Consider the following 12,947-nt stretch of genomic DNA (forward strand, 5'->3'; position numbering starts at 1 on the left):
GGGCAGAACAACCGGCCTAAGAACCCTTGCCCATGCTGGATTTCTACGCTTGGCCCACCCCTAACGGCTACAAAGTCTCGATCCTGCTGGAGGAGCTAGGGATCCCCTACCGGGTCATTCCCATCGACATTGGCCGCGGCGACCAGTTCGACCCGGAATTTCTCAAGATCAGCCCCAACAACAAAATACCGGCCATTGTGGATCCCGATGGGCCTGGAGGCCGGCCTTATGCCCTGTTCGAGTCGGGCGCCATCTTGATGTACCTGGCCGAGAAAACCGGGAAACTCCTGCCCAGCGACATCGGATCCCGCTATCGCGTCATCCAGTGGCTGATGTTCCAAATGGGCGGCATTGGGCCGATGATGGGCCAGGCCAACCACTTTCAGCACTACGCCCCAGAGCGGATCCCCTATGCTATCGACCGCTACGTTAACGAGACCCGGCGCTTGTTTGGCGTGGCGGAACGGGTCTTGGCCGAGTCGGAGTACCTGGCGGGCGACTACTCCATCGCCGACATTGCCAGCTTCCCTTGGATGCGAAGCTACCCACGGCAGGGGCTGAACATCGAAGAGTTCCCCAACGTCAAACGCTGGTTGGCAGCCATCGAGGCCCGCCCTGCTGTGCAGAAGGGCCTGCAACTGTTGGCAGAGGCGCGCCGATCCCCAGACCAGCCCCTCAGCGACGAGGAACGGCAAGTCCTGTTTGGCGACCGCCAATACCAAAGGCGCTGAGTCAAGGGGAGAAGCTGCACTTGTTAGCTCTCGACACAAAACTTGACAGTTTTTAATACTTGAGCCACATTAGAGATGTCACCCCTTGATGGAGTTAAGACTATGGAAAACCAAGAAGCTAAGTTCGGCTTTACCACCTTTGCCGAAAAATGGAATGGCCGTCTGGCGATGTTGGGCTTTGTGATCGGCGTGGCCACCGAGTTGCTGACCGGCCAAGGGATCCTCTCTCAAATTGGCCTGATGTGATCCCAGCCCGCCTGATTGGGTCGAAGCACTAGCTAGATACTTTCTGCCCGGCTGTCCTCTTCCAGACTGATCAAGCAGCCGGGCTTTTGCTGCAGTTCCGAGCCAGAGCGCAGCCAAACAGCCGCGCCAATTTGTTCCTCCTACCTCCAATGGTTCGCCGCTTGATCCCCATCTCCTTTTGGGAGAGGGGCTGGGGGTGAGGGCGACAAGTCTGGGATCGCCCTAGCCTTCCAATTCCTGCAGGTACTGGCAAATGTCGGCCAAGATGCGCTCCAGCTCCTCCAGGCCCTGGGAAGCGCTTGCCCATTTTGGGTCATCAGCCGGGGATCCCGGCTGCGCCAGTTGCACCCCCAGGTGTTCTAGCTCGCGGGCTACTTGACAAAAGGCATTGGCTCCCACGTTGGCGCTAGCTCCCTTGAGGCGGTGGGCAATTTTCCTCAAGTCTTCGGCATTACCCGCTGCAAGAGCTTGGCGCAGCCGCGGCAACTGGTCCTGGCCATCTTGGACAAACACCTGCAGCAGCTCCCGCTGAAACTGGCGGTCGCCTCCCGTAACCCGCTCCAAGTAGGCGGCGTCGATGGGGTAGGGCAGCGTGGGAGCAGGGTCACCGCCGGCAGCTTCAGGAGAAGGCGGATCGGACGAAGCCGCCCCCTTGGCTGCTCCTGCTGCGGAAGGGGCGATCCTTTGGCTCCAGTGGTTGAGCACTTTTTCCAGATCCTCCTTTAGCACCGGCTTACTGAGATAGTCGTCCATGCCCGCTTGCAGGCAGCGCTCCCGATCCTCTTGCATGGCGTTGGCCGTGATGGCAATCACCACGGTGCGGTGGCCGGATCCCCGCTCCTGCTGGCGCAGGCGGCGGGTGGCCTCGTAGCCATCCATCACCGGCATCTGGCAATCCATGAGGATGAGGTCGTACTTGACTTGCTGCAGCAAATCCAGCACCTCCTGGCCGTTGGCCACCACATCCGCCAGGTAGCCCAAGCTCTGCAGCTGGCGCAGGGCCACCTTTTGGTTGACGGGGTTGTCTTCGGCCAAGAGGATGCGCAGGGGTTGCTGGGGGCGGCTGGCCGAGGGCGCACTTTGCGAAAGGGGTGGGCCCATGCCCAGCAGCGCGGTGGCCAGGCCGGAAGACTTGCCCAGCGCCATGACCAGAGCTTCTTGCAATCGCGTTTGCTTGACCGGCTTGGTTAGGTAGGCAGCAAAGCCAATCTCGGCGGCGCGGCGGGAGTGCTCCCCCAACCCCAGCGAGGTCATCATCACCAGTTGCGTCGGGGACAGTTCGGGATCCGCCTTGATCCAGCGGCCCAGGGTTTCCCCATCCACCTCCGGCATCTGCATGTCCAAAACCGCCAAGGGGAAGGGGATCCCTTCCCGCACGGCCTGGCGCAGCTTGTCCAGAGCCTGGTAGGCATTTTCGGCTTCTTCCACCACCATGCCCCAAGCGGTGGCCTGGCAGCGGACGATCTTGCGGTTGGTGGCGTTGTCGTCCACCACCAACAGCCGCTTGCCCTGGAGATTGACAGGGATGCGGGCAGGGTGCTGGGAGATTTGTCGGGCGTAGGGTTGTCTTTCCAGGGTAAGCTCGAGGCTGAAGGTGCTGCCGCGGCCCACCTCGCTCTCTAGGAAGATCTTGCCCCCCATCAGCTCTGTCAGTTGCTTGCAAATGGCTAGGCCCAGCCCTGTGCCCCCGTATTTGCGGGTGGTAGAAGCATCCACTTGGGTGAAGGGCTGAAACAGCTTGGCTTGCGCTTCCTTGGGGATCCCGATCCCTGTATCCCTTACCGAGAGCCTCAGTTGGACATGGGTGGCCGTTTTTTGCAGCAGCTCGGCCTGGATGACCACCTCCCCTTGATGGGTGAACTTGATGGCGTTGCTCACCAAGTTGTTGAGGATTTGGCGCAGCCGCGACGCATCCCCCCGCAGATAGCGGGGCACTTCCGGCGGCATAAGCACCGCCAGCTCCAGGCCCTTGGCGTGGGCAGTGGGGGCAAAGAGATCCGCCACCTCCTCCAAACAGGCCCTCAGGTCGAAGTCCAGGATCTCCAGCTCCATCTCCCCGGCTTCCAGCTTGGAGAAGTCCAGGATGTCGTTGATGAGGGTCAGCAGGGCATCGCCGCTGATGCGGATGGTCTCGACAAAGTCCCGCTGCTCCGGGGTCAGGGGCGTCTCCAGCAACAAGCCCGTCATCCCCAGCACCGCGTTCATAGGGGTGCGGATCTCGTGGCTCATGGTGGCCAAGAAGCTGCTTTTGGCCTGAGAAGCCTGCTCTGCCGCTTTGCGGGCTTGTTCTAGCTCAAGGCTGCGCTGGCGCTCCCGCTCCAGGAGCTCTGCCTGGGTGAGGGCAATGCCGATTTGGTTGGCCAGTTGCACCAGCAGCTCGATCTCAAACGGCTGCCACTGGCGGGGTGCAGAACACTGGTGGGCCAACAACAGCCCCCATAGCCGCTGCTCCATGAAGAGGGGCACCACCAGGTTGGCCTTCACCTGCATTGTTTGCAGCAGCTCCAGGTAGCAGGGCTCCAGCCCTTCGACCTCCACGTCGCTGATGGCGCGAACCCGGCCCTGGCTGTGGAGCTCAGCGTATTTTTCCTGAAAACAGGGATCCTCAATCACCTCGCCCACAAGGGAAGGGATGCCGGGCTGGGTTTTCTCGTTGGAGATGATCCCGGATCCATCCGGCTGGAAGCGGTAGACCAAAACGCGATCCGCCCTGAGCAGGGCTTGGATCTCCGTTACTGCCGTTTCCAGGATCTCGGCAATATCCAGCGATTGGCGGATCTTTAAGCTGAGATCGGCCAGCAGTTGGGCCCGCCGGCTCTGCCGCTCCAGCTCCTCGGCAGCTTTTTTGCGCTCGGTGATGTTGCGGAAAATGCCCCGCGTGGAGACCATCACCCCATCTTCAAGGCGGCAGTTAACACTTCCCTCCACCCAGATGGTTTCGCCCTTGGCAGTCACAAAGGCCGTCTCCACCTTGTCCAGAGGTTGGCCAGCCAAAAGCTTCTGGAAAACCACCTGGCAGTGCTCTCGATAGTCGGGGTGGATGATGTCGAAAACCCTCATTTGGTGGATTTGAGCTTCGTCGTAGCCCAGGGTCTCCTTCCAGGCGCGGTTGACGTAGAGAAAGTACCCTTCGGCATCGACAGCCTGAATGAGATCGCTGGCATTTTCAAAGAGATCCCGGTAGCGCTCTTCGCTTTCTTTGAGAGCCAGCTCCGCCAGCTTGCGCTCGGTGATGTCGATGCCGGTGCTGATGATAAACTCCACCTCGCCCTCGGCGTTGACCAGGGCGGTGTTGGTCCAAGCAATGAGCCGCAGCGCCCCCTGCTTGGTGCGCCAGAAGTTTTCATAGCGATTCAAGAAAAGGGAGCGACTGCCCTTAAGTTGTTGAAAAGCTTGCTTCAGGCCGGCCATCTCCTCCGCCGGGATCAAGCCCAAGTCCCAGAGCAGTTGGCCCTTGACTTCTGCCAGCGAATAGCCAGAAAGCTGCTCGGCAGCGCGGTTAAAGCGCAGGATGCGCCCTTCGGGATCCATGACCACCACCATAGCGCCTGCCGTGTCGAGGATGGCGTTGGTAAAGTCCCGCTCTTGCTTGAGGAAGGTTTCCGCCCGCTCCCGCTCGGCAGTTTCGCGGCGAATGAGGACATAAACTGCGGCCAACAGCAAGTAGGTAAAAGCCAGCCCCCCCAGCAGGATGGCATTGGTTCTAACCCAAGCAAGCTGGAACTGCTCGCTGCGCTGCTGCAACAGAAGCCGCTCTTGCTCCTGGAGCGCCTCCACTAGGTTGGCGATCCGCTCCATCAACCTTTGCCCTTCGCTCCTCTTCAAGGCTTCTTGAACAGCGGCCAGCCCCTCTTGATCCCGGAGCCGGATAAGATCTTGGGCAAGGTTCAGACGCTGTTCCAAAAGCAGCTCCAGCCACTTCAGGCGCCCTTGCTGGAGAGGGTTGTCGGCTGTCAACTCTTGCAGCCGGCTAAGACGAGTGGGAATGGCCTCAAGGCTGGCCTTGTACTCGTCGAGGTAGCCAGGCTCGTTGGTCAAAAAGTAGCCCTGTTTACCTGCCTCGGCAGCACGGATCTCTGAGAGCAATCCTTCCAGGTTCTGGATCACTTCCAGGGTATCGGCCACTTGCTCCGTCAGTTGGGGCAGGCGACTGGCGTTGCGCTGGGCAGAGTAGGCGATCCCGCCCAAGATCAGGGCAGCCAGGCCCAGGCCAGCACTGACCTTGAGGAGAAAGCGGTTTTTGCGAGCAGGCTTGCTCTCGCCAGCTTTGGGAAGCAAGGGAGCCTTGGCCAACTCCCGCAAGGTGCGGCGCAGCTCCAGTTGAGCCCCCACCTGATGGGCCAGGGCCTTGAGCTGCTCCACTTGCTCCGGGCTGAGCTGCCGGGGTTGGTAGTCCACCACGCAGAGGGTACCCAGCGCTTGCCCTTCCGGCGTTACCAAGGGCACACCGGCGTAAAAGCGAATATGCGGCTCTTGGGTTACAAAAGGGTTGTCGGCAAAGCGCGGATCCTGGGTGGCATCGGGCACCACCAGCGGCTCTTTGGGCGAGAGAATGGCGTGGGCACAGAAGGCCACATCCCGCGGCGTTTCCTCGATGCCCTCAATGCCGAACTTGGCCTTAAACCACTGGCGATGCTCGTCAATAAGAGTTACTAGCGAAATGGGCGTGCCGCAGATGTAAGCAGCAAGCCGGACGATCTCGTCAAAGGCAGTTTCAGGGGCTGTATCGAGAACTTGATACTCTCGTAGGGCAGCCAGCCGCTCTTCTTCGTTGGGGGGAAGGGGAGCCTTGGGCATGGGTCAAGCTGGAGAGACGGGATCCGGCGCTGCCGTGGGTGAACCTCAGCAGCCTGGTAAAAGAGACAACCCCAGCATAACTCCCCGACCGCCCTGCCGGAATCCTCAGGGATCTTATGTCCCCAAACGAACCAAGCGGGAGCCGTGCTGCCCGACTTGGGGGAGATGCCCTTGTTTTCATAGAAAGCCAGCATGATCTCAGGGACTTGGCTTTCAAGAAGCTATACAGATGCACGTAAAGGCAAGAAAATCTCGACGACTCTCGCTTAACGCATTTAGCATTTAGTTGTACTTATCTTAATAATAAACAAGTTCTAGTATTTTTAAGTTGAAACCTTCTAATGAAGGGCCTATCATGATCGGACGCACTTTAGGATCAAGCTTCTGGGATAGGGCAGCCTTATGAACAAGCTTCAAGACAGTCTGGTGAAGGCTCTCACCATTGACGGGGCACTGGGCGTCGCTTTGGGGGACTGGAAGACCGGAATGTGTCTGGGGTTTAAGGGCACCAACAGCCCTGCCTTTCCCGAAGCTAACCTGGAGCTGGCCATTGCCGGAAACACAGAGGTGATCCGCGCCAAGATGCGAGTTGCAGAGTCTCTTAAGTTCACCGACAGAATCGAAGAGATACTTATTATTCTGGAGACTCAGTATCACCTGATGTATCTACTTAAGCACATACCTGGGCTATTTTTCTATCTGGCTTTGGATCGAGAGAAAGGCAACTTGGCTCTTGCTCGTATCAAGCTCTCCCAAATTGAAAAAGAGCTGACTCTCTAAAAGTTACGGCCTTTTCCGGCCTCACAGGAGTTGCGCAGCCAAGCAAGATTCTTTTAGAGCTTGCTCTGCGTTGAGGTGATGGAGTAAATAGCAACCAAGCCAAAAGAATGCGGAACCGGGGACTTGAACCCCGATGGCATTGCTGCCACTAGAACCTGAATCTAGCGCGTCTACCATTCCGCCAGTTCCGCGGCGATCTATAAGAATGCCCAAGAAAGGGGATCCCTGTCAAGGGCTGGGGGGCTTTAGAAGGGGATCCTATTCTTATGCTAAGCTCGGCTGCGCAGGCAGTGGATCCAGAGCGCTAACCTTGGCGGCTTTTACTTTTGTTTGCGAGGGCACCTGCCCCAACACGCAGGCGCGGGCCGGCTATTTCATTACCCCCCACGGCGAGATCCCAACCCCCTGCTTTATGCCGGTGGGAACGCTGGCCAATGTGAAAACCCTCACGCCTGCTCAACTCAAGGAAACCGGCGCCCACATTATCCTCAGCAACACCTATCACCTGCACCTACAGCCCGGCGAAGAGATCATTCAAGCGGCGGGGGGCCTGCACCGCTTCATGGGCTGGCCAGGCCCCATCCTCACGGATTCAGGCGGCTTCCAAGTTTTTAGCCTCAGCGCCATCCGCCAAATCGACGAGGAAGGGGTAACGTTTCGCTCGCCCCGCGATGGCCGTATTATCCATTTCACTCCGGAGCTGTCTATCCAAATCCAAAATGCTCTGGGGGCAGACGTCATCATGGCCTTTGACGAGTGCCCGCCCTATCCTGCTAGCCCTGAGGCGGTGGCAGCAGCGGTGCGGCGGACTACTCAATGGCTGAAGCGCTGCGTGGAAGCCCACCGCCGCTCCGATCAGGCTTTGTTTGGCATTGTTCAGGGGGGGGTTTACCCGGAGCTGCGTCGGCAGGCAGCGGAAGAAGTCTGTCGGCTGGATCTACCCGGCTATGCCATCGGCGGCGTCAGCGTAGGAGAGCCGGTGGAGCTAATGCACGCGGTGGTGCGACAAACAGCCCCCCTCTTGCCAGCCGATCGCCCCCGCTATCTTATGGGGGTGGGCACCTATGCCGAGATGCGGGCGGCAGTGGCTGCCGGCATGGACTTGTTTGACTGTGTCATTCCCACGCGCTATGCCCGCCACGGCACCGTGATCAGCCGCGGCCAACGCTGGAACATCAAGAATGCCGAACACCGCCGCAGCCTGGATCCCATCGATCCTGAGTGCCCTTGCTACACCTGCCGCCACTTCAGCCGCGCCTATTTGTGCCACCTCATCCGCGCCCAAGAGATCCTGGGCTACACTCTGCTTTCCATCCACAACATCACGGAGCTCGTGCGCTACACCCAAAGAATGCGCCAGGCCATTCTGGAAGGCAAATTTCACGAGAACTGGGATCCGTGGCGCGAGGGCTGAGCGTCCTCAGGGGTCTTTGTTTACATCCCTTCTAAATACTCCCAGGCTAGCCTTCCTACTCGTTACGATGAGAGGACAACCCAGCCTTCACCTTAGGGAGGAGCAAAGAGGAGCATGGCTATCCGCACCCTGCAAAGTGTCATTGAGCAGCATATTGCTGGGCTGCCTGGCCTTATTGCCGTCTTGATAGGGCGAGTTACGGATGGCAAAACGGTAGCCAAGGTAACTTACGCCAGCGACACCCAGGAAGAGCAGGCGCTGGAACTTTTGGGCACCTACGCCAGCGACCTATTGCAGGCCAACAACCGCCTTTGCCAAACGGTCAGCCCTGAGGAGGAGGCGGATCACCTCACAGCGGGCTCGTCTCAGGTGCGGGTGATTCTGAAGTCTTTCCCCAAAAGTCCCTACTTTGTTTTGTTTTTAACCCGCTCCATCATCGACCTCAAAGCAATTTCAGAGCGCATCAAAGCCATCCTCATCGACGGCAAACCGCTGCTGCCTCCTGTTCAAGACGACACTCTATCCACTGCTCAGGCTTTGATTAGCTACGCCAAGCGCTACGCTCCGGATCCCAACTTTGTCATGCTGCGCTTGTCCCTGAAAACGGGCATTGACCGCAACCGCCTTGAAAAAGGCACCCTGAACTCCCAGGAGCTCCGCATTCTCCACAAAGCGGTATCTGACGTATTGGGGGTAGAGCACTTGCCTATTGCTTTGCCCAGTTGAACGACTCCCGACACTCATTCTCGTTGAGCCAACACAACATGACTTACGCCACGCTGCGCGAACCGATAGCTTACGGGCTTCCTGCTTCCCAGACTTATTGATACAGAGGTCGCAGCGTGCTGCCGCCGTGCGACCCACGGCGGGAAACTCTCCAGAGATTTAACTTGTTCTCCTCAATTGCAGCACAACGGCTTTCATCCCGACACTGATTTGCTCTTGAGTAAACCCAATATGGCTTACGCCACCTACGGAACACAAATACAGTGCAGGGCTTCCCGCTGATTAAGCTAAAGGCTAAAGTTGTGGGAGTTGTTAACTGTTGTCCCTTCCTATCCCCTCGAGCTCAGGCCATCTATGTTGGAGCATTTACGCCTTGACCGCGCTCGCAAGCTGCTCTCTCTCTTTGGCGAGCCAGTGATTTTCCACTGCCACCACTACAACCTATTTTTGCAGCAGACCATTGAGGATCCCAACTGGATCGATGGGGTGAGCATCCTGCGCACGGCGGCTCAGGAGATTTTCTACAGCTTGCTCCAGGGCGCTTTTAAAACCTTGGGAGTGCAGCAGGCAACGGAGCGGCTGGCGGTGGCGTGCCAGTTGTTCGGCTTTCTCGGCTTGGGGCGACTGGAGCTGCAGGCCAGCCCCAGCGGCGGCGAAGCCCAGCTCACCCACTCCCACTACGCAGAAGGCTGGCTGAGCAAGTACGGGGATCAGGCTAACCGCACTCGTTCCATTGATCATCTAGCCGTGGGCTATGTGGCAGCGGCGCTGGATGCCACTTTTGGCGAGCTGGGCAGCTACACAGCAGAGGAAACGGAGTGCATGACGGTTACGCGCAAGGATCGCTGCGTGATCCAGGCAACTCGGCTGCCACGGCCTCAGGCTTTGGTTCCTAGTCCCGGCATGGGCAAGCTCATCGAACGTCCAGCCGATCTGCCCAAGCCGATAACAGCGGTGGACTACGACGCGGTCAACGAAGCTCTGTGGGGCATGCCTTTGGCAGGAGATGAACGGGGGCAGATTCGCGCCTTTAATGTGCTGCTCACGCGCATGCCTGCCAATTACTACAACCGCATCCAGTACCGCTTTTTGGAAGAGCTGAAAGCAGTGCAACCCGGTCTGCAGCAGGTGGCAGAGGATCTAATTCGCGAGTCGGGCCATGTCTGTGTCTTCTACACCTTTGGCAACATCATGGAGTCCCTGGAGTGGGAAACCCTTGTGGGGCCAATGCTGGAAAAGGATACCGACTGGATCCACGGGGCCTATGCCGTAGCCAGCAGCTTGGGGTGGGGTCGTTGGCAGGCTTTGGAGGTGGTGAGCGATCATTCCTGCCGGGTGGCTATTGACGGCAACTACGAGACCAACTACTTTTTGGCTTCCTACCCACGGGCAGATTATCCGACCTGCTATTTTGCCCAAGGGGCGGTGCCGGCGCTGATGAATCTGGTTTACAACGGCAACATTCAGCAGAAGCCGATTCTGGATCAAGTCTTCTACAACCGCCTCTTCCAGCGGGGTGGGCTGTTTTACGGGAAGGAGACCAAAGCCAGAGAGAAAGGGGATCCCTGGTGTGAGTTCTACGCCGAGCGGATTTAGGGATCCATGCAGGTGCGCATCCTGAGGCGGCGAGAGTGTGGAAGGGGCTGGGCCACAGACCTGCTGCTGCCGCGCTGCCTGAGCTGGCCGGAGGTGGAAGAGTTGGCGCAGGAGATAGGGGCCACCTGCCGCTGCTTTCAAAAACAGCTGGTGTGGTTGGATCTGCCGGCAGGGCGAATTACCGCTTCCTTGCGGGTGCCTCGCCTAACTTTGCGGCTCTACGACGCCGCTGTTGAGGCCCAGCTCCTTAAGCAGGTGTGTCGGCTAGCCGAGGCCCCTGCTCCTGCAGCGGAGGAGGACTGAGCTGTTGGCGACTCTGCGAGCTCTCCTTAGAGGCGCTGCACAAGCTTTATAGTCGGTTCAAACACAATTCAAACACTTTCACTTTGCCACCTACCCAAGCACTTCGCGCTGCTGCCCTCACCCCCAACCCCTCTGAGGGAGAAGGGGGGTTAGGGATAGTACTCCGTGCCGCCGGCGCGTTAATATCCTAGGACTACTGTATATTATTAGATCCGTACAAGCTTCAATGGTAGGCATGGATCGAACAGAAGCCCTCGCCCTCCTGCGCACTGCCACCGATAACCCTCATGCCGATTTTCGAGATGGACAATGGGAAGCCATCGCCGTCCTGGTCAATCAGAAACAACGCGCCCTTGTCGTTCAAAGCACCGGCTGGGGCAAAAGCATGGTCTACTTCATCGCCACCCGCATCCTCCGCAATCAGGGATCTGGCCCCACCCTGATCATCTCGCCCCTTCTTGCCCTCATGCGTAACCAAGTTGCTGCCGCCCACCGCCTGAAAATCAAAGCTGCCACCATCAACTCCAGCAACAGCTCAGACTGGGCAAACATCCGCAAGCAGGTTTTAAACGATCAGATTGACGCCCTTCTGATTTCTCCTGAACGCCTGGCCAACGAAGACTTCATGACCACTACCCTGCTCCCCATCGCCGCTCGAATCGGCCTTTTGGTCATCGACGAAGCCCACTGTATCTCCGACTGGGGACACGACTTTCGCCCCGATTATCGCCGCATTGCCCGTATTCTCAACGTCCTTCCCCCCAACTTGCCCGTACTCGCCACCACCGCTACCGCCAACAATCGCGTCTTCAACGATATCGCTGCCCAACTGGGATCCAACCTGATCACGCAGCGGGGATCTATGGCTCGTACCAGTCTCATCCTCGATGCTGCCCACCTCCCCGATCGCGCTGAGCGCATGGCGTGGCTGGCGGATTATTTGCCCTCCCTTCCCGGCAGTGGCATCATCTACACCCTCACCGTCCGCGATGCCGAACGACTGGCCGCCTGGCTCCAGAGCGAAGGGATCCCTGCCGCTGCCTACTCAGGGCAACTCGACAGCGACACTCGCCAAGACCTCGAAGACCAATTGCTCAACAACCAACTCAAGGCTCTCGTCGCTACTACGGCATTGGGCATGGGTTTTGATAAACCCGATCTGGGCTTTGTCATTCACTATCAGTGCCCTCCTTCCGTGATTCACTACTACCAACAGGTGGGTCGAGCCGGACGGTCCATCGACACCGCCTACGGACTGCTCATGAGCGGCTTTGAAGACGGAGATATCACCAACTTTTTCATTGAGAGCGCTTTTCCCAGCTCTGCCGATGTAGAGACTTTGCTCAATGCTTTGGAACGGGCTCCCAACGGCCTGAGCATATCCAACCTCGAATCCAGTCTCAATCTCTCCCGGGGTCAAATCGAGAAAACCCTCAAAATCCTGGCCCTTGAGTCACCGGCACCGGTGGTTAAGCAAGGCAACAAGTGGTATCGCACCGCCAACCCTTACACCTACAACCTTGCCAAAGTCGAACAAATCACAGCTCTCCGCCGTTCGGAACGGCAACAAATGCAGGATTACCTCAAAAAACAAGACTGCCTGATGAAATTTCTCGCCGTAGCTCTGGACGATATCAACCCTCAAGCTTGTGGGCGGTGCGCAGTCTGTACTGGCGACTCTCCCCTCTCTCGTCCCGTCTCCCGCGCTACTCTAGAGCGAGCTCTAGCCTTTTTGCGACGTACCCAAATCCCCATTGAGCCGCGCAGACAATGGCCCTCTAGCGGACTCCCCCTCTATGGGTTCAGAGGGGGCAACATTCCTGAGTCGCTTCGCGCAGAGGCTGGAATCGCCCTCTGCCTGTGGGGGGATCCTGGCTGGGGAGCACTCATCAAGCACGGCAAATACACCACAGGATCTTTTAGTGATGAGCTGGTGGATGCCCTCGCTGGTGCCATCCGAAGTTGGAATCCTCAGCCCCGCCCCACCTGGGTCACCTGCGTCCCTTCCCGCAATCGTCCCCATCTGGTTCCCGATTTCACGGCCCGTCTTGCCCAAGCTCTCAATCTGCCCTACATTCCCTGCATCAGCAAAATTAAACAGAACCAACCTCAAAAGACCATGCAAAACAGTTGGCAACAAGCGAGGAATCTGGATGGCTGCTTCCAGGTCACCCCACCCGTACCACCTGGGCCAGTCCTCTTGGTGGATGATATGGTGGACTCGCGCTGGACAATGACGGTCATGGCGGCCCTCCTGCGCCGCGCGGGTTCCGGCCCTGTTTTTCCCGTTGCTCTAGCTCTTACAGCCTGTTAATTTAAAATAGGGTACAGGTTTCAAGAGGAAGGAGAGAAGG

The 12,947-nt window shown here is 58.3% G+C and carries 9 protein-coding genes and 1 tRNA gene; 8 read left to right on the top strand and 2 right to left on the bottom strand.

Features of this window, described 5'->3' with window-relative positions; genetic code table 11:
- Positions 1–32 precede the first annotated feature (32 nt).
- Positions 33–731, top strand: coding sequence for a glutathione S-transferase N-terminal domain-containing protein (locus tag NW826_RS00415; RefSeq protein ID WP_414333942.1), 699 nt, complete (start codon positions 33–35; stop codon positions 729–731).
- A gap of 75 nt (positions 732–806) precedes the next feature.
- Positions 807–977: a chlorophyll a/b-binding protein gene (locus NW826_RS00420; RefSeq protein ID WP_414333941.1), complete on the top strand. Its 171-nt coding sequence runs from the start codon at positions 807–809 to the stop codon at positions 975–977.
- 222 nt (positions 978–1,199) lie between these two features.
- On the opposite strand, the gene NW826_RS00425 is transcribed toward NW826_RS00420, so the two are convergent.
- Positions 1,200–5,774 carry a PAS domain S-box protein gene (locus NW826_RS00425; RefSeq protein ID WP_414509165.1) on the bottom strand — a complete coding sequence of 1,525 codons (4,575 nt, stop codon included), beginning with the start codon at positions 5,772–5,774 and terminating at the stop codon, positions 1,200–1,202.
- A gap of 402 nt (positions 5,775–6,176) precedes the next feature.
- Between NW826_RS00425 and NW826_RS00430 the strand changes: the two genes are divergently transcribed.
- On the top strand, positions 6,177–6,554 hold the full coding sequence (locus NW826_RS00430) for a hypothetical protein (RefSeq protein ID WP_414333939.1): 378 nt from the start codon (positions 6,177–6,179) through the stop codon (positions 6,552–6,554).
- 108 nt (positions 6,555–6,662) lie between these two features.
- Here NW826_RS00430 and NW826_RS00435 read toward each other — a convergent pair.
- Positions 6,663–6,745, bottom strand: a tRNA-Leu gene (locus tag NW826_RS00435).
- 119 nt (positions 6,746–6,864) lie between these two features.
- On the opposite strand from NW826_RS00435, the gene tgt reads away from it, so the two are divergent.
- The 5 genes from tgt to NW826_RS00460 all read left to right on the top strand — a co-directional run bounded on the left by tgt (position 6,865) and on the right by NW826_RS00460 (position 12,907).
- Positions 6,865–7,968: a tRNA guanosine(34) transglycosylase Tgt gene (gene tgt / locus NW826_RS00440; protein WP_414509166.1), complete on the top strand. Its 1,104-nt coding sequence runs from the start codon at positions 6,865–6,867 to the stop codon at positions 7,966–7,968.
- A gap of 114 nt (positions 7,969–8,082) precedes the next feature.
- Complete coding sequence (locus NW826_RS00445) at positions 8,083–8,694, top strand: hypothetical protein (RefSeq protein WP_414509167.1); 612 nt, start codon at positions 8,083–8,085, stop codon at positions 8,692–8,694.
- A gap of 354 nt (positions 8,695–9,048) precedes the next feature.
- Entirely contained in the window at positions 9,049–10,290 is a 1,242-nt protein-coding gene (locus NW826_RS00450) for a hypothetical protein (RefSeq protein WP_414509168.1), read from the top strand.
- 6 nt (positions 10,291–10,296) lie between these two features.
- On the top strand, positions 10,297–10,593 hold the full coding sequence (locus NW826_RS00455; RefSeq protein ID WP_414333933.1) for a hypothetical protein: 297 nt from the start codon (positions 10,297–10,299) through the stop codon (positions 10,591–10,593).
- 235 nt (positions 10,594–10,828) lie between these two features.
- Entirely contained in the window at positions 10,829–12,907 is a 2,079-nt protein-coding gene (locus tag NW826_RS00460) for a RecQ family ATP-dependent DNA helicase (RefSeq protein ID WP_414509169.1), read from the top strand.
- The last annotated feature ends 40 nt before the right edge of the window (positions 12,908–12,947 follow it).

The sequence above is a fragment of the Synechococcus sp. OH20 genome (assembly GCF_047502685.1).
Lineage (GTDB): Bacteria > Cyanobacteriota > Cyanobacteriia > Thermostichales > Thermostichaceae > Thermostichus.

Excerpts from the sequence above, each read along its gene's own strand:
- NW826_RS00415 (WP_414333942.1), top strand. The coding sequence starts at position 33 with ATGCTGGATTTCTACGCTTGGCCCACCCCTAACGGCTACAAAGTCTCG.
- NW826_RS00420 (WP_414333941.1), top strand. The coding sequence starts at position 807 with ATGTCACCCCTTGATGGAGTTAAGACTATGGAAAACCAAGAAGCTAAG.
- NW826_RS00425 (WP_414509165.1), bottom strand. The coding sequence starts at position 5,774 with ATGCCCAAGGCTCCCCTTCCCCCCAACGAAGAAGAGCGGCTGGCTGCC.
- NW826_RS00430 (WP_414333939.1), top strand. The coding sequence starts at position 6,177 with ATGAACAAGCTTCAAGACAGTCTGGTGAAGGCTCTCACCATTGACGGG.
- NW826_RS00445 (WP_414509167.1), top strand. The coding sequence starts at position 8,083 with ATGGCTATCCGCACCCTGCAAAGTGTCATTGAGCAGCATATTGCTGGG.
- NW826_RS00450 (WP_414509168.1), top strand. The coding sequence starts at position 9,049 with ATGTTGGAGCATTTACGCCTTGACCGCGCTCGCAAGCTGCTCTCTCTC.
- NW826_RS00455 (WP_414333933.1), top strand. The coding sequence starts at position 10,297 with ATGCAGGTGCGCATCCTGAGGCGGCGAGAGTGTGGAAGGGGCTGGGCC.
- NW826_RS00460 (WP_414509169.1), top strand. The coding sequence starts at position 10,829 with ATGGATCGAACAGAAGCCCTCGCCCTCCTGCGCACTGCCACCGATAAC.